General features: G+C 68.5%; 22 protein-coding genes. 15 read left to right on the top strand and 7 right to left on the bottom strand.

Annotated features, from left to right (window positions below):
- Window positions 1-174 precede the first annotated feature (174 nt).
- From PGN37_RS15615 to hpxO, 7 genes are all read left to right on the top strand, one after another.
- Window positions 175-822, top strand: a complete 648-nt coding sequence (locus PGN37_RS15615; protein ID WP_335331924.1) for a SatD family protein — start codon at window positions 175-177, stop codon at window positions 820-822.
- Window positions 822-1,568, top strand: coding sequence for a hypothetical protein (locus PGN37_RS15610; protein ID WP_335331923.1), 747 nt, complete (start codon window positions 822-824; stop codon window positions 1,566-1,568). The genes PGN37_RS15615 and PGN37_RS15610 overlap by 1 nt, the downstream gene beginning before the upstream one ends.
- 55 nt (window positions 1,569-1,623) lie before the next feature.
- Entirely contained in the window at window positions 1,624-2,736 is a 1,113-nt protein-coding gene (locus PGN37_RS15605; protein ID WP_335331922.1) for an NDMA-dependent alcohol dehydrogenase, read from the top strand.
- Window positions 2,737-2,808: 72 nt separating this feature from the next.
- Window positions 2,809-4,713, top strand: coding sequence for a solute carrier family 23 protein (locus tag PGN37_RS15600; protein WP_335331921.1), 1,905 nt, complete (start codon window positions 2,809-2,811; stop codon window positions 4,711-4,713).
- The gene (gene uraD / locus PGN37_RS15595) at window positions 4,710-5,210 is read left to right on the top strand and encodes a 2-oxo-4-hydroxy-4-carboxy-5-ureidoimidazoline decarboxylase (RefSeq protein ID WP_335331920.1); all 501 of its coding nucleotides are present in this window, start codon (window positions 4,710-4,712) and stop codon (window positions 5,208-5,210) included. Before PGN37_RS15600 ends, uraD begins: the two co-directional genes overlap by 4 nt.
- Before the next feature lie 24 nt (window positions 5,211-5,234).
- Window positions 5,235-5,552: a hydroxyisourate hydrolase gene (uraH, locus tag PGN37_RS15590; RefSeq protein ID WP_335331919.1), complete on the top strand. Its 318-nt coding sequence runs from the start codon at window positions 5,235-5,237 to the stop codon at window positions 5,550-5,552.
- Window positions 5,553-5,558: 6 nt separating this feature from the next.
- Window positions 5,559-6,713, top strand: a complete 1,155-nt coding sequence (gene hpxO / locus PGN37_RS15585; RefSeq protein ID WP_335331918.1) for an FAD-dependent urate hydroxylase HpxO — start codon at window positions 5,559-5,561, stop codon at window positions 6,711-6,713.
- On the opposite strand, the gene PGN37_RS15580 is transcribed toward hpxO, so the two are convergent.
- Window positions 6,703-8,067 (bottom strand): guanine deaminase, encoded by a 1,365-nt coding sequence (locus PGN37_RS15580; RefSeq protein ID WP_335331917.1) that lies wholly within the window; start codon window positions 8,065-8,067, stop codon window positions 6,703-6,705. The genes hpxO and PGN37_RS15580 overlap by 11 nt on opposite strands.
- An 85-nt stretch (window positions 8,068-8,152) precedes the next feature.
- On the opposite strand from PGN37_RS15580, the gene PGN37_RS15575 reads away from it, so the two are divergent.
- Entirely contained in the window at window positions 8,153-8,977 is an 825-nt protein-coding gene (locus PGN37_RS15575) for an FAD binding domain-containing protein (protein WP_335331916.1), read from the top strand.
- Window positions 8,974-11,673 carry a molybdopterin-dependent oxidoreductase gene (locus PGN37_RS15570; protein WP_335331915.1) on the top strand — a complete coding sequence of 900 codons (2,700 nt, stop codon included), beginning with the start codon at window positions 8,974-8,976 and terminating at the stop codon, window positions 11,671-11,673. The genes PGN37_RS15575 and PGN37_RS15570 overlap by 4 nt, the downstream gene beginning before the upstream one ends.
- Here PGN37_RS15570 and fadA6 read toward each other — a convergent pair.
- The 4 genes from fadA6 to ipdE1 are packed head-to-tail and all read right to left on the bottom strand — an operon-like array spanning window position 11,657 to window position 15,339.
- Complete coding sequence (fadA6, locus tag PGN37_RS15565; RefSeq protein ID WP_335331914.1) at window positions 11,657-12,805, bottom strand: steroid 3-ketoacyl-CoA thiolase FadA6; 1,149 nt, start codon at window positions 12,803-12,805, stop codon at window positions 11,657-11,659. The genes PGN37_RS15570 and fadA6 overlap by 17 nt on opposite strands.
- Entirely contained in the window at window positions 12,798-13,406 is a 609-nt protein-coding gene (gene kstR2 / locus PGN37_RS15560; protein ID WP_335331913.1) for a TetR family transcriptional regulator KstR2, read from the bottom strand. Before kstR2 ends, fadA6 begins: the two co-directional genes overlap by 8 nt.
- Window positions 13,403-14,194, bottom strand: a complete 792-nt coding sequence (gene ipdF / locus PGN37_RS15555) for a (5R,7aS)-5-hydroxy-7a-methyl-1-oxo-2,3,5,6,7,7a-hexahydro-1H-indene-carboxyl-CoA reductase (protein WP_335331912.1) — start codon at window positions 14,192-14,194, stop codon at window positions 13,403-13,405. Before ipdF ends, kstR2 begins: the two co-directional genes overlap by 4 nt.
- Window positions 14,191-15,339 (bottom strand): acyl-CoA dehydrogenase IpdE1, encoded by a 1,149-nt coding sequence (gene ipdE1 / locus PGN37_RS15550; RefSeq protein ID WP_335331911.1) that lies wholly within the window; start codon window positions 15,337-15,339, stop codon window positions 14,191-14,193. The genes ipdF and ipdE1 overlap by 4 nt, the downstream gene beginning before the upstream one ends.
- Window positions 15,340-15,395: 56 nt before the next feature.
- On the opposite strand from ipdE1, the gene fadD3 reads away from it, so the two are divergent.
- From fadD3 to PGN37_RS15520, 6 genes are all read left to right on the top strand, one after another.
- On the top strand, window positions 15,396-16,916 hold the full coding sequence (fadD3, locus tag PGN37_RS15545) for a 3-((3aS,4S,7aS)-7a-methyl-1,5-dioxo-octahydro-1H-inden-4-yl)propanoate--CoA ligase FadD3 (RefSeq protein WP_335331910.1): 1,521 nt from the start codon (window positions 15,396-15,398) through the stop codon (window positions 16,914-16,916).
- Entirely contained in the window at window positions 16,916-18,040 is a 1,125-nt protein-coding gene (locus tag PGN37_RS15540; protein WP_335331909.1) for an acyl-CoA dehydrogenase family protein, read from the top strand. Before fadD3 ends, PGN37_RS15540 begins: the two co-directional genes overlap by 1 nt.
- 7 nt (window positions 18,041-18,047) lie before the next feature.
- Window positions 18,048-19,001, top strand: coding sequence for an acyl-CoA dehydrogenase family protein (locus PGN37_RS15535; protein WP_335331908.1), 954 nt, complete (start codon window positions 18,048-18,050; stop codon window positions 18,999-19,001).
- Window positions 18,998-19,945 (top strand): acyl-CoA dehydrogenase IpdE2, encoded by a 948-nt coding sequence (gene ipdE2 / locus PGN37_RS15530; protein WP_335331907.1) that lies wholly within the window; start codon window positions 18,998-19,000, stop codon window positions 19,943-19,945. Before PGN37_RS15535 ends, ipdE2 begins: the two co-directional genes overlap by 4 nt.
- A gap of 9 nt (window positions 19,946-19,954) precedes the next feature.
- The gene (locus PGN37_RS15525) at window positions 19,955-21,109 is read left to right on the top strand and encodes a pyridoxal phosphate-dependent aminotransferase (RefSeq protein WP_335331906.1); all 1,155 of its coding nucleotides are present in this window, start codon (window positions 19,955-19,957) and stop codon (window positions 21,107-21,109) included.
- Between the two features lie 79 nt (window positions 21,110-21,188).
- Window positions 21,189-22,472, top strand: coding sequence for an HNH endonuclease (locus PGN37_RS15520; protein WP_335331905.1), 1,284 nt, complete (start codon window positions 21,189-21,191; stop codon window positions 22,470-22,472).
- Here PGN37_RS15520 and PGN37_RS15515 read toward each other — a convergent pair.
- Both PGN37_RS15515 and PGN37_RS15510 read right to left on the bottom strand, forming a co-directional pair.
- Window positions 22,453-24,366, bottom strand: a complete 1,914-nt coding sequence (locus PGN37_RS15515) for an acetoacetate--CoA ligase (protein ID WP_335331904.1) — start codon at window positions 24,364-24,366, stop codon at window positions 22,453-22,455. The two genes, PGN37_RS15520 and PGN37_RS15515, sit on opposite strands and share 20 nt — an antisense overlap.
- A complete protein-coding gene (locus PGN37_RS15510) occupies window positions 24,351-25,097 on the bottom strand; it encodes a 3-hydroxybutyrate dehydrogenase (protein ID WP_335331973.1) in 747 nt (248 codons plus the stop codon). The genes PGN37_RS15515 and PGN37_RS15510 overlap by 16 nt, the downstream gene beginning before the upstream one ends.
- Between the last annotated feature and the right edge of the window lie 10 nt (window positions 25,098-25,107).

Below are 25,107 nucleotides of genomic sequence, written 5' to 3'. Positions count from 1 at the left end.
CCCCGTTGGATTACTCAGGCAGCATGATGTTCACTCCGGGGGAGCCCAGCAGCCAATCGGGGAATTCCCTTGCGCTCAAGAAATGCACGGTTCGGCCCTGCCCGGACGAACCGATCGGCCGAACATGCTGAAGTCCCTGGCTTCATAGTGCAGAAGTGAAGCTATAGTCTTCATATGGCGCGAGTTAAGCGAGAAACTTCATTGCCGCGCGCGACGCTCATCGGTGACGTCGTGGGCTCCCGCACGTTCGCCGACCGGCGCGGACTCCACCGCCGCGTCACTGCGGCGCTGGCCACCGTGGCCGAGGGTGCCGTCGACGCACCCGCCCTCACGGTGGGCGACGAGTTCCAGGGCGCGTACCCCGCGGTCGGGCTCGCGATCGACGCCGCACTGACGTTGCGCCTGGAGCTGGCACCGGCGATCGACATCCGGTTCGGACTCGGCTGGGGCTCCGTCACCACTCTCGACCGGGAGTCAGGAATCCAGGACGGACCTGGCTGGTGGGCCGCACGCGCAGCCATCGAGTGGACCGCGGCCACTCAGCAGCAACCGGGAATGACGCACGTACGCAGCGCCTTCCGCAACGACACCGGCGTAGGCATCGATCCCCACGCCGTCAATGCCGCCCTGATGTGTCGGGACCATCTGCTTGGATCGCTCGACGAGAGGTCCCTGCGGATATTCGCCGGGATGCGCGCAGGGCGAACCAAGAAGGAGCTGGCGATGGCGGAGGGCATCAGTGCCTCGGCGGTGTCCCAGCGCGCCGGGCGGGCCGGGCTCGACCTGCTCCTCGCCGCCGCGGCCGAACTACGGGAGCTGTGATGGGTGCGCTGGCGGTGTTCCTCCTCGCCGTCGGCGTCGCTGACATCTCTCGCAAACTCAGCGCCCGCCGGTGGCCCGCGCTGGTCGCAGGTCCGGTCGCCGTGGTGACCAGCGCGGCCGTGGCCGGACTGTGGCACCTCGGCGACATCGTGCTGCTCGTCGTCGCTGCGGCGGTCTCCGTCGTCTGGGTGATCCTCGGCGACGCTGCGGACCGCAACGGAACTCGGCACGGTCGCGCGCTGACGGTGTTCGGCGCCGGCGCCGCGTTGATCGTCGCGTTCAGCGGTTGGGCGTCCCCGGTGGCCGGCCCGCTCGGGTGGTGGCTGCCCTGGATCGGGCTGCCGGACGTCGACCCGGGCCGAGCGCTGATGATCGTCGGGGTCGTCCTGCTTCAGCTGGTCACTGCCAACCAGGTGGTGCGGCTCGTCCTCGGCGCGGTCGGTGCGGTCCGCCCGGTCGGCCAACCCCAGCCGTCCGACCGCCTCAAGGGCGGCCGGTTGCTCGGTCCGATGGAGCGACTGCTGATCGTGGGGCTGGCGCTGGGCGGCGAGTTCGGCGCGGCCTCGGCCGTGATCGCGGCCAAGGGCATCATCCGATTCCCCGAACTCGCCGCCGCGCGCAAGGAGGCCGGGACCGACGATCCGGGTGTCGGCCCCGGCATCGACGAAGTGACCGAGTACTTCCTGGTGGGCAGCTTCGCGAGCTGGCTGATCGCACTGGCGGGCTTGGCGTTGACCACCGTCTGACACCTGTCGGGCGAATCCGCCGCGGACGGACCGGGCCGCTTCTTAGACTCGGCCGATGAAGACCAATGCCGCGATTCTGTGGGAGTACGGCTCCGACTGGAGCATCGAGGAAATCGATCTCGACCCGCCCGGTGACGGCGAGGTGCTGGTGTCCTGGGAGGCCACCGGCCTCTGCCACTCCGACGAGCACATCCGCACTGGGGACTTGCCCTTCCCCCTCCCGATGATCGGCGGTCACGAGGGCGCCGGGATCGTCCGCGAAGTCGGACCGGGCGTGCGTGACCTCGCCCCTGGCGACCACGTCGTCGCGTCGTTCCTTCCGGCCTGCGGCCGCTGCCGATTCTGCTCGACGGGTCACCAGAACCTCTGCGACCTCGGCGCGATCATCATGGCCGGCACGCAGATCGACGGCACCTATCGACGGCGCGCCCGGGGCCAGGACATCGGCGTGATGTCACTGGTGGGCACGTTCTCTCAGTACGGCACGGTGCCTGAAGCCTCCATCGTCAAGATCGACGACGACGTCCCGCTCTCACGGGCCTGCCTGCTGGGCTGCGGCGTGACGACCGGATGGGGATCGGCGGTCAACACCGCCGACGTCCAACCTGGCGACACGGTCGTGGTGATCGGGTTCGGCGGGATCGGCAGCGGCGCGGTGCAGGGCGCGCGGCTGGCCGGTGCGGAGAAGATCGTCGTGGTCGAACCCGTGGAAGACAAGCGCGCCAAGGCTTTACAGCTCGGTGCCACGCATTTCGTCACGTCGCTGCCCGAGGCGACAGCGCTGGTCGCCGAGCTGACCCGCGGAGTGATGGCGGATTCGGCGATCCTGACGGTCGGCCTGCTCGAAGGCACGATGATCGACGACGCGGTCAACATCATCCGCAAGGGCGGAGCGGTCGTGGTGACTGCCCTGTCGACGATGGCCGACAACCAGGCCTCGCTGTCGATGATGATGTTCACGCTGTTCCAGAAGCGCCTGCTCGGCAGCTTGTACGGCGAGGCCAATCCGCGCGCCGACATCCCGCGGCTGCTCTCGCTCTACCGCGAGGGCAAGCTCCTGCTCGACGAGACCGTCACGCACGAGTACAAGCTCGCCGAAGTCAACGAGGGCTACGAGGACATGCGCGCCGGGCGCAACGTGCGCGGCGTGATCCTGCACGACCACTGACCGGCGTGAGCTGCAACATCCCGGAAACGCGCTCGTCACCGGAAGTGAGCGAACCTGTCGGATTCTGATCCGATGTCGACACCCACCGCCCGCGGCACGAGCAAGCGCACCCACCCCGTCGACGAGGTGCTGCCCGTCCCGAAGCTCGCCACCTATGGGTTCCAGCACGTCGTCGCGTTCTACGCCGGCGCGGTCCTCGTGCCGATCATCATCGCCGGGGCTGTCGGACTGTCCCAGGAAGAACTCGTCAAGCTGATCACGGCGGACCTGTTCACCTGCGGTATCGCCTCGATCATCCAGGCCGTCGGGTTCCGCAACGTCGGTGTCCGCCTGCCGCTGCTGCAGGGCGTCACGTTCGCCGGGGTGTCGCCGATCATCGCGATCGGCATGGCTCACGGCGGCGGCGCGTCGAGCATGCTCTACGTCTACGGCGCCGTGATCGTCGCCGGGGTGTTCACGTTCCTGATCGCCCCGGTGTTCATCAAGCTGCTGAAGTTCTTCCCTCCCGTCGTCACCGGCACGCTGATCACGATCATCGGTCTGTGCCTGGTGCCCGTCGGCGCCATGGACGCCGTCACCAATCCCGCCACCCACGAACCCGATCCGACCAACATCCGGTGGTTCCTCTACGCCGTCGGCACGATCGCGATCATCGTCGCGATCCAGCGGATCTTCCGCGGCTTCCTGGCGACCATCGCCGTCCTGCTCGGCCTCGTCGTCGGCTGCGCGGTCGCATTCGCGTTGGGCGACATGAACTTCGATCGGGTCGGCGAAGCGGCTCCGATCGGCTTCACGCCGCCGTTCCTGTTCGGCATGCCCAAGTTCGACTTCGTCGCCTGCCTGACGATGATCATCGTGCTGATGATCACCGCCGTGGAATCGACCGGCTCCACCATCGCCACCGGTGAGATCGTCGGCAAGCGAGTGAAGGCCTCCGACATCGGCAACGTGCTGCGCGCCGACGGGGTGGCCACCACCATCGGCGGTGTCTTCAACTCCTTCCCCTACACCGCGTTCTCCGAGAACGTCGGCCTGGTACGGCTCACCGGCATCAAGAGCCGCTGGGTGGTCGCGGCCGCCGGGGTGTTCATGATCCTGCTCGGCTTCCTGCCCAAGGTCGCCGCGGTCGTCGCCTCGATCCCGAATCCCGTGCTGGGCGGCGCCGCGCTGACGCTGTTCGCCACCGTCGCCGTCGTCGGGATCCAGACGCTGGGCAAGGTCGACTTCACCGACCACCGCAACCTCATCATCGTGACCACGAGCCTCGCGCTGGCGCTGTGGGTGACGGCCTATCCGGACATCGCCAAGGCCATGCCCACCGGGGTCGACCTGATCTTCGGCAGCGGCATCAGCATCGGCGCGGTCAGCGCGATCCTGCTGAACATCGTGTTCTTCCACACCGGTTCAGGCGGCCCGCGCGTGGCGGGCGGCGGCTCGATCACGCTCGGTGAGGTCAACGCGATGACCAAGGAACGGTTCACCGAGGTGTTCGGCCACGTCGTCCAGGACGTGCCGTGGGCCGTCGAACGCGCCTACGACCAGCGGCCGTTCGCCGACACCACCGCGCTGCGTGAAGCCTTCCAGGACGCGGTGCTGACCGGCTCGTCCGAGCAGCAGGCCGAGCTGCTGGGCGCGTTCCCCGACCTGGGCGCCGAGGACGAGACGGGCCAGGTGCTCGCCGTGGATCACGTGGCCCTGTCCAACCTCGACGACGACGACCACAATGACGTCGTGGAGCTCGCCACCGCCTACCGAAGTCACTTCGGCTTCCCGCTGATCATCTGCGCCAAGGAGACAGAGCGCTTCGACCGGGTCCTGCGCAACGGCTGGTCCCGGATGGACAACTCGCCGTCGGCGGAGAAGGCGTTCGCCCTGATCGAGGTCGCCAAGATCGTGAACCACAGGTTCACCGACCTGGTCGCCGACGCCAATCCCGTTGCCGCTGCGCGTTTCAGCAGGCTCAACGAACTCTCGTGAGGGCAGTCGGGCTGACGCACTTCAACGCGGCCTCGGAGCGAGCGCAGATGCATCTGCTGTTCGAGGTGTGCTCGTCACCGATCTGGGCGCGACGGGTGCTGGCCGCCGCACCGTTCCGCGACGCCGACGCCCTCTACGACCGGGCCGATCGGGTGCTGGCCGAGCTGCCGGACGCCGAACTCGACGCCGCCCTCGACGGCCACCCCCGGATCGGCGCCGCCGTGGACAACCCGTCGTCGGCACGTGAGCAGGCCCGTGTCGCCGGCGCCGACGCCGACATCAAGGCGCAACTGGCAACAAAGAACCGCGAATACGAAGACCGGTTCGGGTACGTGTACCTGGTGTGCGCCAGCGGGCGCTCGGCCGAGGAGCTGCTGGACATCCTGACCGAGCGGCTGCACAACGACCCCGACACCGAACGCCGGGTGATGCGTAGCGAGCTGGCGAAGATCAACCGGCTGCGGCTGGAACGTCTGCTCAGCGAGCCACCCACATGAGCGCCGATCGGGGATGCTGATCCCATGAGTCTTTCCACCCACGTCCTCGACGCCACCACGGGCCGGCCCGCCACCGGCGTCGCGGTGTCCCTGCAGGGATCCGACGGCGAGATGGCAGCCGGCGTGACCGACGACGACGGCCGCGTCGGCGAGCTGGCCGCCGAGCTGGCGGCGGGCACCTATCGGTTACGGTTCGACACCGCAGGCTATTTCACCGCTCAGGGAGTCACCGGGTTCTACCCCGAGGTCGTGATCACGTTCGAGGTCACCGATGCCCAGGCACATCACCACGTTCCGCTGTTGCTGTCGCCGTATGCCTACTCGACCTACAGAGGGAGCTGATCAGAGGTGAAAGCCGTCATCATCGGTGCGGGGATGGGAGGCATGAGCGCGGCGATCGCGTTGCGGCAGATCGGCATCGACACCCACGTCTACGAGCGCGTCACCGAGAACAAGCCCGTCGGCGCGGCGATCTCGGTGTGGTCCAACGGCGTCAAATGCCTGAACTACCTGGGCCTGGCCGAGGAGACAGCCGCCCTGGGTGGGCGCGTCGAGACGATGAGCTACATCGACGGGCACAGCGGGGCCACCATGTGTCGATTCTCGATGCAGCCGCTGATCGAGGAGGTCGGCCAACGGCCCTACCCCATCGCCCGCGCGGAGCTGCAGTCGATGCTGATGAACCACTACGGCATGGACGACATCGCATTCGGCATGAAGATGGTGTCCGTCGAGGACGGGCACGATGCCGCGGTGGCGACGTTCGCCGACGGGACCACCGTGTCCGCGGACCTGATCATCGGCGCCGACGGCGCAAACTCCATCACCCGGGAATACGTCCTGGGCGGGCCGGTGACCCGCCGTTACGCAGGGTACGTGAACGTCAACGGGCTCGTGCCGGTCGACGACGAGATCGGACCGGCCACCGAGTGGACAACTTATGTCGCTGATGGACAACGGGTTTCGGTGATGCCGGTGGCCGGCGGCCGGTTCTACTTCTTCTTCGACATCGTCGGAGAGCCATCCGCGATCGGCGGCGACGTCAAGGAGATGCTGCGCCGGAGCTTCGACGGGTGGGCGTCCGGAGTGCACCGGCTGATCGACGTCCTCGATCCCGCCACCACCAATCGCGTGGAGATCCTCGACCTCGATCCCTTCGACACCTGGGTCAAGGGACGCGTCGCGGTGCTCGGCGACGCCGCCCACAACACGACACCCGACATCGGGCAGGGGGGCTGCTCGGCGATGGAGGACGCGGTGGCGCTGCAGTGGGCGCTGCGTGACCATCCCGGCGACGTGCACGCCGCGCTGCTGTCCTACCAGTACGCACGCAGCGAGCGGGCCGGGGATCTTGTGCTGCGTGCGCGGCGCCGATGCGACGTGACGCATGCCAAAGACCCCGAGGCCACCGCGGCGTGGTACGACGAGCTCCGAAACGAGGACGGCAGCAACATCATTCGTGGGATCGTCGGCAACATCATGGGCGGGCCCCTCACGCGGTAGGCATCGACGCCTCGGCCGTGAGCCGGCGACCCTGCACGAAGACCTCGGAGATCGCGGCCTCCCGCATGCCGAGCAACAGGGTGAACAGCAGCCGGTCTGTGTCCTCGGCGTCCACCCGTTCGAGGAGCTCGGGCAGCAACGGCTGGCGCTGCGGGTCGATCACCAGGAAGTCGGCCTGCTTGCCGGCGTCGAGATTGCCCACCCGATCCTCGATGTCCAGCGCCTGGGCTCCCGCCAGCGTGGCTGTGAACAACAGCTGCGCCGGCGGGATCGACAACCCTGCCGACCCCGGCTCGCTGATGTGCACCTTGAAGCAGTCGTTGGCGACGCGGGCCATCAACCACTCGTCACCGGCGCCGACATCGCTGCCCAGGGCCACCGTCACCCCGTTGGCAGTGGTGCGCCGCCACGGCATGGTGCCCGACCCCAGGAACTGCTGCGAGGTCGGGCAGTGCGAGATCGAGGTGCCGGTCTCGGCCAGCCGCGCCAATTCGCCGTCGGTGCAGTGCACGGCGTGCGCGAGCACGCTACGTGGCCCGAGCAGCGTCGGCCCGCCCGCCCGGCCGACCCGCCCGTCGTAGGCGTCGAGATAACAGGAGACGTCCAACGATCCACGGACAGCATCGATCTCGAGGAGGTTCTCGGACAGGTGACTGTGGAAGTACACCCCGGCGGCGCGCACCGAATCGTAGAGCTCGCCCAGCGCCGCCAGGGTCTGTGCGGTCACCGACAGCGCGAATCGCGGCACCACGGCGACCTGCAGCAGCGGATGGGCCGTGTGCCACCGATCGATTTCCCTGGCCGACAGGTCGATCGCCGCCGCCTCGTCGGTGAGCAGCGGGCCTGCCGCGGCCGGACCCACCGTCTGGATACCGCGGCCGGAGATGGTGCGCAGTCCGACCCGCAGCGATTCGGTGAACAATGCGTCCTGCGCGTCGGGGAAGGCCGACCCGAACACCAGCGCCGTCGTGGTCCCGACCTCGACTCTGCGCCGACAGAAGTCGCGCGCCGTCCGGCGGGCCACCTCCGCGTCGGCGAGCCTCGCCTCGGCGGGAAAGATGCACCGCTGCAACCAGTCCAGCAGTTGCCCGCCCCCGTAGGAATCGGTGCAGTAGGTCTGCGGGAAATGGATGTGGGTGTCGATGAACCCCGGCAGCAGATATCCCGGCCGGCAATCGGTCACGTCGGCGCCGGCCAAGTCCACCGGCAGTCCCGCGTACTCGCCGCTGAACACGATCACGCCGTCGTCATCGACGACCAGCACGCCGTCGGGCACCGACACGAGATGGTCGCTGACCTGCGCCAGCTGGGGCGCGCCACCGATGTGCAGCAGATGACCGCGGTAGGCACGCACGCGTGCGATTCTCCCAGCGTTGCCGCGTCCTCGCAGTTCGGCGGCTTGGCCTGCACCGCGACCCCCCGCAATCTACGGTGCAGTGATGGACCTCAACACCGTCGAGGCGGTGCACACGCCGCGATCCCGCGACGAGGTGTGGCCGCTGGGGCCCACGGACGCGATCCTCGCCGGCGGAACCTGGCTCTTCTCCGAACCACAGCAGCACGTCACCCGGCTGGTCGACATCACCACGCTGCAGTGGCCACCGATCACGCTGTCGGACAACGGCATCGAGATCGCCGCCACAACCACCCTGGCCGAACTCACCGACTTGTCGAGCACCCTGCCGCACGACTGGACCGCCGCGCCGCTGTTCGCTCAGTGCTGCACCGCACTGGTGGCCGGTTTCAAGATCTGGCGCACCGCAACGGTCGGCGGCAACATCTGTCTGTCCCTGCCTGCGGGCTCGATGATCTCGCTGGCCACTGCGCTCGACGCCACCGCGTTGATCTGGCGACCCGACGGCGACACCCGCACGCTGCCTGTCGCCGACTTCGTCACCGGCGTCACCACCAACGTGCTGGACACCGGCGAGATCCTGCGCTCGATACACATCCCCGCAGCCGCACTGCGCGGCCGGACCGCGTTCCGCAAGCTCGCGACGTCACCGCTGGGGCGCTCCGGTGTGGTCGTCATCGGTCGGCGCGACACCCCGGCCGACGGCGGCGCGCTCACCATCTCGGTGACCGCGGCAACCGTCCGGCCGTACGTCGTGCGATTCGAAGCCTCGCCGACTCCCGATGCGCTGCGCGAGGCGCTGTCGGTGATCCCGGACGACGCGTGGACCCGCGATGCCCACGGTGATCCTGACTGGCGCGCCGCCATGACGCACCAGCTGGCCGACCAGATCGTCACCGAGCTGACATGAGGGTCACCGTCAACGGCCGCGTCCACGAGGACGATCCACGCCCGGGCCAGTGCCTGCGTACCTTCCTGCGGGAGCGAGGCCACTTCGAGGTCAAGAAAGGCTGCGACGCCGGCGATTGCGGCGCATGCTCGGTGCTCGTCGACGGCGCGGCCGTGCATTCATGTGTGTATCCGGCGTTCCGGGCGGCCGACCGGGAGGTGACCACGGCCGCGGGTCTCGGCGATCCCGGGGACCTGCATCCGGTGCAGCGCCGTTTCGTCGAGGCCGCGGGTTTCCAGTGCGGTTTCTGCACGGCAGGCATGGTGACCACCGCCGCCTCGCTGCCGACCCTCGACCCCGAGCAACTCCCCCAGCAGTTGAAGAACAATCTCTGCCGCTGCACTGGATATCGCGCGATCACCGATGCGCTCGCCGGCACGGTGAACGTCGAGAAATCCGACGGCCAGGATGCGGGACGGTCTATCAGCGCACCGGCTGCGGTGCGGGTGGTCACCGGAACCGAGGAATACACCATGGATTTCGCGCCGCCGGGGTTGCTGCACCTCGCGGTGCTGACCAGCCCCGTGCCGCACGCGCGCATCGTGGCCGTCGACACCTCGGCTGCCGCAGCCGTTCCCGGTGTCCGGTTGGTGCTGACCCACGCCGACAGCCCCCCGGTGCGCTTCTCGACCGCGCGACACGAGAACCGCGAGGACGATCCGGACGACACGGTGATCCTCGACGACGTCGTCCGGTTCGTCGGGCAGCGGGTGGCCGCGGTGGTGGCGGAGACCCCGGCCGCTGCCGAAAGAGCCTGCCGCGCACTCGTCGTCACTTACGAGGAGTTGCCCGCCGTATTCGACCCCGAGCAGGCCACCGCACCCGATGCGCCGCTGCTGCACGGCGACAAGGGCGCGGACTCCAGGATCGCCGATCCGGGCCGCAATCTGGTTGCCGAACTGCACGGCGGGGTGGGTGACATCGAAGGCGGCCTGGCCGCCGCACACGGCGGTGCCGTGGTGCGCGGCCGCTGGCACACGCAGCGGGTCCAGCACGCCCACTTGGAAACTCACGGCTGCACCGGGTGGCGCGACGACGCCGGCCGGTTGGTGATCCGCACCAGCACACAGGTCCCGTTCCTGGTGCGCGACGAACTGTGCCACCTGTTCGGCCTGTCCGCCGACGAGGTGCAGGTGTTCACCAAACGTGTCGGCGGCGGATTCGGCGGCAAGCAGGAGATGCTCGTCGAGGATCTGGTCGCGCTGGCTGTGCTGCGGTTGGGCGAGCCGGTGCGCTACGAGTTCAGTCGCAGTGACGAATTCACCACCGCGCCGTGCCGGCACCCGTTCCGGGTGGATGTCACCGCGGCCGCCGACGCATCGGGAGTGCTCACCGCTCTCGCGGTCGACGTGCTCGTCGACGCCGGTGCCTACGGCAACCACAGCGTCGGCGTGATGTTCCACGGCTGCGGGGAATCGGTGTCGGTGTACCGATGCCCGAACAAGCGGGTCGATGCCCGCGCGGTGTACACGAACAACCTGCCGTCGGGGGCTTTCCGCGGTTACGGGCTGGGTCAGCTGATCTTCGCCATCGAATCCGCGATGGACGAGCTCGCCGCGCGCCTCGGTATCGACCCGTTCGACTTCCGTCGACGCAACGTGGTCGTTCCGGGTGACGACTTCGTCGACTCCCACGTGCTCGACGACGACCTCATTTTCGGCAGCTACGGACTCGACCAGTGCCTCGATCTCGCGCAGGCGGCGCTGCGCCGCGGGAACGACGTCCCCCTCCCCGCTGGGCCGCAATGGCGCACCGGAGAGGGGATGGCGATCGCGATGATCGCCACCATCCCGCCGCGGGGCCATCACGCCGAGGCCGCGGTGAGCATCGACGCCGACGGGATCTACACGCTGCGCGTCGGGACCGCCGAGTTCGGCAACGGAACCACGACCGTGCACGCACAGATCGCGGCAACCGCGCTCAACACCGTCGTCAGCAACATCCGGATCAACCAATCCGACACGGCGGCAACCGGGTACGACACCGGAGCGTTCGGCTCGGCAGGAACCGTGGTGGCGGGACAGGCCACGCTCGTGGCCGCACAGAAGCTGCGCTCGCAGCTGGAGGCGGCCGCCTCGGAGCTCACCGGTGTCGCCCGCGGTGCGTGCGCACTGACCCGCAACGGGGTGCACTGCGCCGGGCGGCTGATCGACTTCGCGGATCTGCCGGTGCCGTTGGTCGGCTACGGACGGCACGGCGGAACGCCCCGCTCCGTCGCATTCAACGTGCACGCCGTCCGCGTCACCGTCGACGTCGAAACGGGTGAGGTGCGCATCCTGCAGAATGTCCAGGCCGCCGACGCCGGGGTCGTCATGAACCCGCAGCAGTGTCGTGGTCAGGTGGAAGGCGGTGTGGCACAGGGTATCGGCTCAGCGCTGTACGAGGAGATGCACGTCGGCGCCGACGGTGCGATGTCGACGACCACGCTGCGCAACTACCATCTCCCGCAGCTGGCCGACGTTCCGGTGACGGAGGTCTACTTCGCCGACACCTACGACACGCTGGGGCCCTTCGGCGCCAAGTCGATGAGTGAATCGCCCTACAACCCGGTCGCCCCCGCGATCGCCAACGCGATCACGCGCGCGACCGGTGCACGGGTGCACCGACTTCCGATGACGCCGGCGAGGGTGTGGCGGGCGATCAGAGCCGCTCGATGATCGTGACGTTGGCCGTGCCGCCGCCCTCGCACATCGTCTGCAGACCGTAGCGACCCCCGGTGCGCTCCAGCGTGTTCAGCATGGTTGCGAAAAGCTTTGCCCCCGTTGCGCCGAGCGGATGGCCGAGTGCGATGGCGCCGCCGCTGGGGTTGACCTTCTCCGGGTCGGCCTTCGTCTCCTTGAGCCAGGCCTGCACGACCGGCGCGAACGCCTCGTTGATCTCGACCGTGTCGATGTCCTCGATCGAGAGGCCCGCCTTGTCCAACGCGTAGCGGGTGGCCGGAATCGGACCGGTCAGCATGAACACCGGATCGGCGCCGCGCGCGCTGATGTGATGGATACGGGCGCGAGGCTTCAGGCCGTGGTCCTTGACGGCCTGCTCTGAGGCCAGCAGCACCGCACTGGCGCCGTCGGAGATCTGGCTGGCCATCGCCGCAGTCAACCGGCCTCCGTCGACGAGCGTCTTGAGGGTGGCCATTTTCTCCAGTGAGGTGTCGCGCGGCCCCTCGTCCACCCGGAAGCCCTCGACGTCGAGGATCTCGTTGTCGAAATGGCCTGCCCGGATCGCGGCCTGTGCGCGCTGATGACTGGTCAGCGCGAACTGTTCCATGTCCTCGCGGCTGATGTCCCACTTCTCGGCGATCAGCTCGGCGCCGCGGAACTGGGAGATCTCCTGATCTCCGTAGCGGTGCAGCCAGCTCTTGGATTCATTGGTGGGCGAGGTGAATCCGAACTGCTCGGCGACGAGCATGGCTGAGCTGATCGGGATCTGGCTCATGTTCTGCATGCCGCCGGCAACGATGAGATCCGCGGTGCCCGACATGATCGCCTGCGCGCCGAACGAGATGGCCTGCTGACTGGACCCGCACTGGCGGTCGACGGTCACCCCGGGAACCTCCTCGGGGAAGCCGGCCGCCAGCCACGACAATCGCGCGATGTTGCCGGCCTGAGGACCGATCGCGTCGACGCATCCGGCGATCACGTCGTCGACCGCACCCGGGTCGACGTCGTTGCGGTCGAACAGGCCGCGCCAGCCGGCTGCACCCAGATCGACCGGATGCACACCGGCCAGCGATCCGTTGCGCTTGCCGATCGCGGTGCGCACCGCGTCGATGACGAACGCTTCAGCCATTGTGGACTCCTTCTGACGGGGTGATACCACCGAGAACGATCGAAAGGTATTGCTGGCCAACCTCTTCGGCGGTCAGCGGGCCGCCCGGTTGGTACCATCGCACCGACACCCAGGTGGTGTCGCGGATGAATCGGTAGACGAGATCGACATCGACGTCGGGGCGGAAGCACCCCTGCTCGATGCCCTGGGTGAGGACGTCGACCCACATCTTGCGCTGCTCTTTGTTGCGTTCCTCGACGTAGGCGAACCGGGGCTGCGCCGAGAGCCGCTTGGCCTCGTCCTGGTAGATCACGACTTCTGCGTGCCGGGTGGCGATGGCCTCGAACGACGCCATGAACAGCCCCTTGAGCCGCTCGAGGGGGTTGTCCTCGGTCTCGACGATCTGCTGGTAGCGGTCGAAGAGCCAATCGAGGAAGCCGCGCAGCACCTCGTCGACCATCTCCTCTTTCGACGAGAAGTGGTGGTAGAGGCTGCCTGACAGGATTCCGGCGGAGTCGGCGATGTCGCGAACGGTGGTGGCACGCAGCCCGCGTTCGGCGAACATCGTCGCGGCGAGCGCGAGAAGCTCGTCGCGACGGGTGTTGGTGGCTCCGGTGCTCATGGGTGCTGACTCGACACCGAGATCACCTCGCCGGTGAGGTAACTGGAGTAGTCACTGGCCAGAAATGCGATGGTGGCTGCGACCTCCCACGGTTCGGCGGCCCTGCCGAACGCCTCGCCCTGGGACAACCGGTCGAGCAACTCGGAGCTCGACGTCTTCTCCAAGAACTTGTGCCGCGCGATGCTCGGCGACACCGCGTTGATCCGCACGCCGTATTCGACTGCCTCGATCGCGCTGCAGCGCGTCAGCGCCATGACACCGGCTTTGGCTGCGGCGTAGTGGGATTGGGAGTGCTGTGCGCGCCAGCCCAGCACGCTGGCGTTGTTGACGATCACGCCGCCATGCCCGGCGTCGCGGAAGTAGCGCAGCGCGGCGCGGGTCGCCCGCATCACCGAGGTCAGCGTCACGTTGAGCACCCGGTCCCACTCGTCGTCGGTCATGTCGATCACCGGGGTCTGGCCGCCGAGCCCGGCGTTGTTGACCAGGACGTCGAGCCGGCCGGCTTTCTCGACCGCCTCGGCGAACAGACCGTCGACCGCCGCGGTCGAGGTCACGTCGCAGACCACCGAGTGCACCGCCCCGAGCCCCAGAGCGGCCAGCTCGTCGCGGGTCTCCCCCAGCCGGCGCTCGTGGTAGTCGGAGACGACGACGTCGGCGCCTTCGGCCAGCGCCCGCCGGGCCGTCGTCGACCCGATCCCGGTGCCCGCGGCGGCGGTGACCAGAACCACCTTGCCGGCCAGCAGGTTGTGCCCCTCGATCTCTGCCGGGGCGACGGACAGGTCGGTCACGGGCGCACCTCTCTGGGTAGGCCGAGCACCCGCTCGGCGATGATGTTGCGCTGCACCTCGTTCGAGCCGCCGTAGATCGTGTCGGCGCGCGAGAACAGGAACAGCCGTTGCCACTCGCTGAATTCTCCCTCGGGCAACGTCAGGCCCGCCATTCCGACCACGTCCATCGCGATCTCCCCCAGCTCGCGATGCCAGTTGGCCCACAGCAGCTTCGATACCGAATCCTGGCCCGGCCGCTCCACATCCATCGTCGCGAGCGCGTACGAGCGCATCGCCCGCAGACCCGCCCACGACCGGGTGAGCCGCTCCCGGATCAGCGGATCGTCCGCGGCGCCGGTCTTCTTGGCCACCTCGACGAGGTTGGAATGCTCACGCGCATAACGGATCTGCTGGCCCAGCGTGGACACCCCACGCTCGAAGGTCAGCAATCCCATCGCCACGCGCCACCCGTCACCGGGTTCGCCGACCACGAGGTCGGCATCGGCGCGGGCGTCGGTGAAGAACACCTCGTTGAATTCCGAGTCGCCGGTGAGCTGAATGATCGGGCGGATCTCGACACCGGGTTGGTCCAGCGGTACCAGCAGGAAGGACAGGCCGGCGTGCCGCTTGGAGCCCTTCTCGCTGCGGGCGACCACGAAACACCACTGCGCCCAGTGCGCGAGCGATGTCCACACCTTCTGCCCGTTGAGGACCCAGTGGTCACCGTCGAGCACAGCCGTGGTCGACACATTGGCCAGATCGCTGCCCGCGCCGGGCTCGGAATAGCCCTGCGACCACAACTCGGTGACGTCGAGGATCTTGGGCAGGAACCGCTTCTGCTGTTCGGGGGTGCCGTAGGCGATCAGCGTCGGGCCGAGCAGCTCCTCGCCGAGGTGATTGACCTTGTCGGGTGCATCGGCCTTCGCGTACTCCTCGTAGAACGCAACGCGGTGCGCGACCGACAGCCCGCGGCCGCCGTGCTCCTCCGGCCAGCCGAGACACGTCAGACCAGCTGCCGCCAGATGCTGGTTCCAGGCCAGCCGCTCCTCGAAGGCCTCGTGCTCGCGGCCCGGACCGCCCAACCCCTTCAGCGCCGCATAGTCGCCGACCAGGTTCTCGGCCAGCCAGTCGCGGACCTGCGCCCTGAACTCCTGGACCTCAATCACCCCTGTAGGCTAACCTACCAAGCACTTGCTCGGGTAACCGATCCCCAAGGAGTTCCATGACCACCGCCGCGAGAACCACTCCCGCGGTTCTGGGCCACATCGCGCGCGAACTCCCCGATCATCCCGCCGTGGTCGCGCCCGCGAAGACGCTGACGTTCGCGCAGTTGCACGGCGAGGTCCGCCAGGTCGCGGCCGCGCTGATCGCCGCCGGCATCGAGCCGGGCGATCGCGTCGCGATCTGGTCACCGAACACCTGGCACTGGGTGGTCGCCTGTCTGGCTATCCACCACGCCGGCGGCGTGCTCGTCCCGTTGAACACCCGCTACACCGCCAGCGAGGCCACCGACATCCTGGCCCGCACCGCCGCGCCTCTGCTGTTCGCCTCGGGCCAGTTCCTCGGCGCTGACAAGGCCGCGAGCATCGAGCGCTCCACACTTCCCGCACTGCGGCACGTCGTCCGCATCCCGATCGACGCCGACGACGGCGCCTGGGACGAGTTCGTCGGCACCGGAACGGATCTGGCAGCCGTCGATGCCCGCGCAGCGGCCGTCAGCGCCGATGACGTCTCCGACATCCTGTTCACCTCCGGCACCACGGGGCGTAGCAAGGGGGTGCGCTGCGCGCACCGGCAATCCCTGGACGCCTCGGCGGCGTGGGCGGCGTGCGGACAGATCACCAGCGCCGACCGCTATCTCTGCATCAACCCGTTCTTCCACAACTTCGGCTACAAGGCCGGCATCCTGGCCTGCCTGCAGACCGGCGCCACGCTGTTCCCCGCTCTGACTTTCGACCCCGAGGCCGCGATGCGGTCCGTCGAGGAACATCGCATCACCGTGCTGCCCGGGCCCCCGACCATCTACCAGACGCTGCTAGACCACCCCCGGCGTAGCGAATTCGACTTAAGTTCCTTGCGTTTCGCTGTCACCGGCGCCGCCACCATCCCCGTTGTGCTGATCGAGCGGATGCAAGAGGAACTCGACATCGACATCGTGCTGACCGCCTACGGGCTCACGGAGGCGGCCGGTTTCGGCACGATGTGTCGCGCCGATGACGACGCGGTGACCGTCGCGACCACGTCGGGTCGCCCCATCGCCGACTTCGAACTGCGGATCGCCGACCATGGAGAAGTCTTGCTCCGCGGGCCCAACGTGATGCTCGGATACCTCGACGACCCGGAGGCGACGGCGGCGGCGATCGACGCCGAGGGGTGGCTGCACACCGGCGACGTGGGCGAGTGCGACGATGCCGGCAACCTGAAGATCACCGACCGCCTCAAGGACATGTACATCTGCGGCGGCTTCAACGTCTATCCCGCCGAGATCGAGCAGGTCCTCGCGCGGCTTCCCGGTATCGCCGAGGTCGCCGTCATCGGCGTGCCCGACGAGCGTCTCGGCGAGGTCGGTAAGGCCTTCGTCGTGACACTGCCAGGCACCGCGCTGGACGCCGAGACGGTGATCGGGCACGCGCGCGCCCACCTCGCCAATTTCAAGACCCCGCGCTCGGTCGAGTTCCTCGACGCGCTGCCGCGCAACCCTGGCGGCAAGGTCGTCAAACCGCAACTGCGAGAGAGGAACTGATGGACCTCCACATCGACGAGGACACCGAGGCGTTCCGCGCCGAGGTCCGCGAGTTCCTCGAGGCCCACACGAACGACTTCCCCACCGAGTCCTACGACACCGCCGAAGGATTCGAACAGCACCGCCGCTGGGACAAGACCCTGTTCGACGCCGGACTGTCGGTGATCACGTGGCCGCAGAGCTACGGCGGCCGCGACGCCACACTGCTGCAGTGGATCGTGTTCGAGGAGGAGTACTTCCGCGCCGGAGCGCCGGGACGGGCCAGCGCCAACGGTACCTCGATGCTCGCACCCACACTGTTCGCGCACGGGACCGAGGAGCAACAGAAGCGCATCCTGCCGAAAATGGCCAGTGGCGAGGAGATCTGGGCCCAGGCGTGGTCGGAGCCGGAATCGGGCAGCGATCTCGCGTCACTGCGCTCGACCGCCACCCGGACCAACGGCGGGTGGCTGCTCAACGGGCAGAAGATCTGGAGCTCGCGCGCGGTGTTCGGGGAGCGCGCCTTCGGGCTGTTTCGCTCCGATCCCGAGGCGCAGCGCCACAAGGGCCTGACCTATGTGATGTTCGACCTGAAAGCCGACGGCGTCACCGTGCGCCCCATCGCACAACTCGGCGGTGCCACGGGCTTCGGTGAGATCTTCCTCGACGACGTGTTCGTGCCCGACGAGGACGTCATCGGTGGCGTGCACGACGGCTGGCGCGCGGCGATGAGCACGTCGAGCAACGAGCGCGGCATGTCACTACGCAGCCCCGCACGCTTCTTGGCACCCGCCGAACGACTCGTGGCGCAGTGGAAGGACGACCCGAAACCGGAGTTCACCGATCGCGTGGCCGATGCGTGGATCAAGGCGCAGGCGTATCGGTTGCACACGTTCGGCACCGTGACCCGGGTGTCCGCGGGCGGCGAGCTCGGCGCCGAGTCGTCGATAACCAAGGTGTTCTGGTCCGAGCTGGACGTGGCGCTGCACCAGACGGCGCTGGACCTGCGGGGCGCGGACGGTGAGCTGATGGACAGCGTGACCGAGGGTCTGCTGTTCGCGCTCGGCGGCCCGATCTATGCGGGTACCAACGAGATCCAGCGCAACATCATCGCCGAGCGGCTGCTGGGCCTGCCCCGAAAGTAGACGAGACGTGAATTTCGAGATCGACGACCAGCAGCGGGATTTCGCCGCGAGTATCGACGCCGCCCTGGGTGCGGCCAACGTCCCGGACGCTGTCCGGGCGTGGGCGGCCGGTGACACGGGGCCCGGCCGAAAGATCTGGGCGCAGCTGTCCGGCCTGGGCGTGACCGCGCTGATGGTGGCCGAGCAGTTCGACGGCATCGACGCCCATCCGGTGGACCTGGTGGTCGCGCTGGAACGGCTGGGCCGGTGGAACGTTCCCGGTCCGGTCACCGAATCCATTGCCGTCGCGCCCATTCTGCTTCCCGATGACGAGCGCTCTGGGGCCCTTGCCTCAGGTGAGCTGATCGCCACGGTCGCCGCGCCCCCGCGGGTCCCCCGCGCCGTCGACGCCGACACCGCCGGGCTCGTGCTGCTGGCTGCCGACGGGACGGTGGGTGAGGCCTCCCCCGGTGAGCGGCATGCATCCGTCGACCCCGGCCGCCATCTGTTCGAGGTGACCGCGACCGGAGACACGCGCCCCGCCGACGTGGCGCGCGCGTTCGAGTTCGGCGCTCTCGCGACCGCCGCACAGCTGGTGGGAGCCGCGCAGGCCATGCTCGACGCGTCGGTCGACTACGCCAAGCAGCGCAGCCAATTCGGCACCGTCATCGGCACCTACCAGGCGATCAAACACAAGCTCGCCGACGTGCTGATCGCCGTCGAGATGGCACGCCCCCTGGTGTACGGAGCCGCGCTCGCACTGGCCGATGGTTCTCCCGACACGGCGCGCGACGTGAGCGCCGCCAAGGTCGCCGCAGCCGACGCAGCGCTGCTCGCGGCGCGGTCGGCGCTGCAGACCCACGGCGCGATCGGATACACCCAGGAACACGACCTGTCACTGCTGCTGCTGCGGGCGCAGGCCCTGCGGCCGGCCTGGGGTGACCCCACGTGGCACCGGCGACGAGTGTTGGAGGCATTGTGACCTCGAGTGACGAGCGGGAGTTGTTGCGCGACACCGTCGCCGCACTGATCGACAAGCACGCCTCTCCCGAGGCGGTGCGCAACGCGGCCGCATCAGAGCGTGGGTACGACGAGGCGCTGTGGACCATGCTGTGCGAGCAGGTGGGCGCCGCGGCGCTTGTCGTGCCCGAGGAGCTCGGCGGTGCCGGCGGCGAACTCGCCGACGCCGCAGTGGTACTGGGAGAACTCGGCAAGCGACTCGTGCCCACACCGCTGCTGGGCACCACGCTCGCACAGCTCGCGCTGCTGTCCCTCGACGAGCCACCGGCGGATCTGCTCGAGGCGCTGGCCGAGGGGCGCTCCATCGGCACCGTCGTGTTCGACGCGGGTCACGTCGTCAACGGCACCGTCGCCGACGTCGTGATCGCCGCCGACGGCGAAAATCTCACTCACTGGCGAACATTCGACACCACGCCAGCGGTGGCGATGGACATCACCCGCCCGCTGGCCGCCCTGGCACCCACCGACACGGCGGTGCTCGGAACCGACCCCGGGCTGGCCGACATGGCCGCGATCCTCGTCGCCGCCGAACAGGTGGGCGCCGCGTCGCGGTGCCTCGATCTGACCGTGGCCTACACGAAGGACAGGGTGCAGTTCGGCCGGCCGATCGGAAGCTTCCAGGCACTCAAGCACCGGATGGCCGATCAGTACGTCGCGGTCGAGACGGCCCGTGTCATCGTCGACGAGGCCGTCACTGAACCCTCGGCCGTATCGGCAGCGCGAGCCCGGCTGGCCGCCAGCGAGGCGCTCAACGGAGTCGCTGCCGAAGCCGTGCAGATGCACGGCGGCATCGCGATCACCTGGGAGAGCGACATCCAGCTGTACTTCAAGCGCGCCCACGGCAGCGCGCAGCTGCTCGGGCCCGCGGGCGCACAGCTGCGCCGCCTCGAATCGGAACTGTTCTAGCCTGACGGGATGAGCGTGTCGCTGCGGTCCGGCATCCCCCCGTTCTACGTGATGGATGTCTGGTTGGCCGCGGCCGAGCGGCAGCGCACGCATGGTGATCTGGTCAACCTGTCAGCCGGCCAGCCCAGTGCGGGTGCGCCGAGCGCGGTCCGCGACGCGGCTGTGGCAGCGCTGCGCGACAACCGACTCGGATACAGCGTCGCGCTCGGTATTCCCGAGCTGCGCACCGCGATCGCGGCGACCTACGACCACCGCCACGGCGTCTCGGTCGATCCCGACGACGTCGTGATCACCACCGGCTCCTCAGGTGGGTTCCTCCTCGCGTTCCTGGCCTGTTTCGACGTAGGTGATCGCGTCGCCATCGCCAGCCCCGGTTATCCCTGCTACCGCAACATCCTCACGGCGCTGGGGTGCGAGGTCGTCGAATTGCCCTGCGGGCCTGAGACCCGTTTCCAGCCCACCCTGGACATGCTCACCGCTCTCGACCCGCCTGTCGCCGGGGTCATCGTCGCGAGCCCCGCCAACCCCACCGGGACCGTGATCCCGCCGGCCGAGCTGGCGGCGATCGCGGCGTGGTGCGCCGAGTCCGGTGTCCGCCTGATCAGTGACGAGGTGTACCACGGCCTGGTCTACCCCGGGGCACCCGAGACCAGTTGCGCATGGGAGACATCACGGGAAGCCGTTGTGGTGAACAGCTTCTCGAAGTACTTCGCGATGACCGGCTGGCGGCTGGGGTGGCTCCTGGTGCCCGAGGAGCTGCGCAGGGCCGTGGACCGTCTGACTGGGAACTTCACCATCTGCCCGCCGGTCCTTCCGCAACTGGCGGCCGTCGCCGCGTTCACCGAGCAGTCCATCGCCGAGTCGGAAGCGTTGCTCGACGGCTATGCGGCCAATCGCACACTGCTGCTCGACGGTCTTCGCGGGATGGGGATCGATCGGCTTGCGCCCACCGACGGCGCGTTCTACGTCTACGCCGACATCTCCCACCTGACCACCGAATCACTGCGCTTCTGCTCGACGCTGTTGTCCGACACCGGCGTTGCGATAGCGCCGGGCGTCGACTTCGACACGGTGCGCGGTGGGGCATCGGTGCGGCTGTCCTTCGCCGGACCGACCGCCGACATCGAGGAGGCGTTGCGGCGCATCGGCGGATGGCTGCGCTGAGGCTCACCCGAGTCCGGTCGACGAGGGCCATCACGACGGTTCTCCAAAGATGTCGGTGGGTCGTTGTAGCGTCGGCAGCATGTTCGCACAAATGTTCGATATCGACGGGTCTGCCTCGGAGGCCGAGCTGCGCGAGGTCATCACCCGCTGCGAACAATTGAAAGCGGAAGCTGCCGCGGCGCAGGCACGCGCGACCGCGCTGTGGGCGCATAAGCGGCGGGCGGCTGAGCAGGCCTCGGGAATGCCGGCAGCGAAGCGAGGTCGGGGGTTGGCCTCGGAAGTGGCGTTGGCGCGCCTGGATTCCCCGGCCCGCGGCGGCCAGCACCTCGGATTCGCCCGGGCCCTGGTCGAGGAAATGCCCCACACCCTCGCCGCCCTGAAAGCCGGGGTGCTGACCGAGTGGCGGGCCACCCTGATCGTCAAACACTCCGCCTGCCTCACCATCGAGGACCGCCAGGCCTTGGATGCCGAACTGTGCGCCGACCAGGATGCGTTGGTCGGGTTGGGGAATACGCGGATCGAGGCGGCCGCGGCCGCGATCGCCGCCCGCCTCGACGCGGCCGCGGTCGTGGAACGCAAGGAGCGGGCCGCGGCGTCGGCGCGGGTGTCGACCCGGCCCGCACCCAACGGCATGGTGTACGTGACCGCGGTGATGCCGCTGTCCCAAGGCATCGGGGTCTACGCCGCATTGAAGCGTGAGGCGGATCTGTGCGGGGATGGCCGCCCCCGCGGGCAGATCATGACCGACACCCTCTACCAGCGGGTCACCGCCCGCCCGGCCGAGGCGTCGATACCGATCGCGGTCAACCTGGTCATGGCCGACACCACCCTCTTCGGCGACGACGACAGCCCCGGCTGGGTGCAGGACTTTGGGCCCGTCCCCGCGGCGGTGGTGCGCGACCTGGTCTCCGACACGATCACCGACGGGGCGGCGAAGGCGACGCTGCGGCGGCTCTACCGCCACCCCTCCAGCGGCCAACTGGCGGCGATGGAATCGCGGGCCCGCATCTTCCCGCCCGGGTTGGCCATGTTCATCGGGCTGCGCGACCAGACCTGTCGCACCCCCTATTGCGACGCCCCCATCCGCCACCACGACCACGCCACCCCCGCCCGCCACGGCGGCAAGACCAGCGCACTCAACGGATTGGGGGCCTGCGAAGCCTGCAACTACGCCAAAGAAGCCCCCGGCTGGACCGTCACCACCCACGACACCGACGGCCGCCACACCGCCGCATATCGAACCCCCACCGGCGCGGTCTACCACTCCACCGCACCACCACTACCCGGACCACCGCCGGCCCGCCGCTACAGCGTGGTCGAGGGAATCCTCGCGATCGACCTCGTCAGGCGCGACGTTGCGTGACGTACCAGTCGAGGAGGTCGGGATCGTCGACGGCGCTGCGGTCGACGACCTTGGTCGCGTCGCGGCCCTGGAACAGCTTCTTGATCGGGACCTCGAGCTTCTTCCCGGTGCGGGTGTGCGGCACGCCCGGCGCGACGATGATCTCGTCGGGCACGTGTCGTGGCGAGACCTCGGTGCGGATCGCGTCGTTGATGCGTTGGCGCAGAGCATCATCGAGCTCGGCCCCCTCGGCGAGGACCACGAACAGGGGCATCCAGTAGCCGCCGTCGGGTTGTTCGGCGCCGATCACCAGCGCCTCGGCGATCTCGGGGAGGCTCTCGACGGCTTGGTAGATGTCGGAGCTGCCCATCCGGATGCCGTGGCGATTCAAGGTGGAGTCGGAACGGCCATGGACGATGACGCTGCCGCGATCGGTGATCGTAATCCAGTCGCCGTGCCGCCACACCCCGGGGTAGGTGTCGAAATAGGCGTCGCGGTAACGACTTCCGTCGGAGTCGTTCCAGAACGCGATCGGCATCGACGGCATCGGCTTGGTGACGACGAGCTCGCCGACCTCTCCACGGACGGGCTCGCCTGTCTCGTCCCAGGAGTCGAGTGCCACGCCGAGGAACGGCACCGAGAGCTCACCGGGCCACACCGCCACTGTTCGGACCCCGCCGATGAACGCCGACACCACATCGGTGCCGCCGCTGATCGAGGCGACCTGGACGCCGACATTGTCCGCCAACCACTGCGACGACGACGCCGGCAGCGACGAGCCCGTGATGCCGATGCTCCGCAGCGCGGAGAGATCATGGGTCGTGGCGGGGCGGGCGTCCGCCTTGATGCAGCCCAGTACGTAGCCGGGACTGGTGCCCAGCACCGTCGCGCCGACGCGAGCCGCAATGGCCCAGAGGGCGTCGGGCTCCGGCGCGTTCGGGCTGCCGTCGTAACAGACGATCGTCGCGCCGACCAGCAGACCCGCGACCTGGAAGTTCCACATCATCCAACTGGGACTGGTGTACCAGAAGAAGGTGTCATCGGGTCCGATGTCGGACTGCAGCGCAACGGCTTTCAGGTGTTCGACAATGACGCCACCGTGGCCGTGCATGATGCCCTTCGGCAACCCCGTGGTGCCCGAGGAGAACAGGATCCACAACGGGTGGTCGAACGGCACGGCGACGCTGTCGAGGCCGCGCGGGCTCTTCTCCTCGAGGTCACCCAGCGTGAATGTGGCGCGCAGCGTGGGCAATCCGTCGCGCAGAGCCGCCACGTCCGCCCGCTTGTCGCGATACTTGCCGGCGAAGTGATAGCCGTCGGCAGCCACGAGCACCGTCGGCTCCAGCTGGCCGAGACGATCGAGTGCGGCCTTAGCCGAGTAGTCCTGACCGCACGCACTCCAGACCGCGCCGATGCTCGCTGTGGCGAGAAAGGCGATCACCGCCTCGGCGATGTTGGGCAGGTAACCGACCACTCGATCGCCGGCGGTCACGCCGCTGGCACGCAGTGTGTCGGCGAACGCCGCGGCACGGCCGAGCAGTTCGTCCCACGACATCTCGCGGTCCGCTCCGCTCTCGCTGACCGAGATGATCGCCGGGCGATCGGAGCGCGCATTGCGCACGATCACGTCGACGTAGTTACAGGTCGTGCCGGGAAACCATTGTGCGCCAGGCATATCGGCGCTTTCGAGCACCGTCGGGCCACGCTCGCCGAGATCGAAATAGTCCCACAGCGCCGACCAGAATCCCTCGAGGTCGTCGACCGACCACTGCCACAGGTCGCGGTAGTCGGGATAGGTCCCGCCGGTCCGGCGTTCGACGAAGCGCGCGAAATCGGTGACACGGGCGCCGCTGACGTCGTCGGCGGTGGGCACCCACTGGGGCGCGTCGGTCGTCGCCGTCAACGGGCGCTCCATCCACCGTCCATCGTGTACGACGCTCCGGACACCATGCCCGCCGCAGGTGTGGCCAGCCATGCCACCAATGCGCTCACCTCTTCCGGCTCGACGAGCCGCTTGACAGCACTCTCCTTGAGGAGGATGTCCGTGATGACCTGATCCTCAGCGATGTTATGTGTTCGCGCCTGATCGGCGATCTGCTTTGTCACCAACGGGGTGCGCACGTAGCCCGGATTGACACAGTTGCTGGTGACGCCGTGCGGGCCGCCCTCCAGCGCCGTCACCTTGGACAGCCCCTCGAGCGCGTGCTTGGCCGTCACGTACGCCACCTTGAAGGGCGACGCCCGCAATCCGTGGATGGACGAGATGTTGATGACGCGCCCGTAGCCCTCGCGGTACATGTGCGGGAGCGCCGCCCGGATCAGCAGGAACGGCGCCTCCACCATCAGCGCCAGCATTGCGCGGAAGCGGTCGGGCGGGAACTCGGCGATCTCGCTGATGCTCTGGATGCCGGCGTTGTTGACCAGGATGTCGACCTCGAGATGCAGATCCTCCAACGCGGCGACGTCGGACAGATCCAGTGGCCATGCAGTGCCGCCGATCTCCTGGGCCAGCGCCTTGGCGCCGACGTCGTCGATGTCGGCGACCGTGACGGACGCTCCCCGCGAGGCGAGTTCGCGTGCGCACGCGGCGCCGATTCCGCTGGCTCCGCCCGTCACCAAGGCGGTGCGGCCCTGCAGCTCGCTCATGCCCGGCCCA

Origin of the sequence: Mycobacterium kyogaense (genome assembly GCF_036946525.1) — a bacterium.
Classification (GTDB): Bacteria; Actinomycetota; Actinomycetes; order Mycobacteriales; family Mycobacteriaceae; genus Mycobacterium; species Mycobacterium kyogaense_A.
The sequence above is the reverse complement of the archived record's forward strand: the minus strand, read 5'-3'. Positions and strand labels throughout refer to the sequence as shown.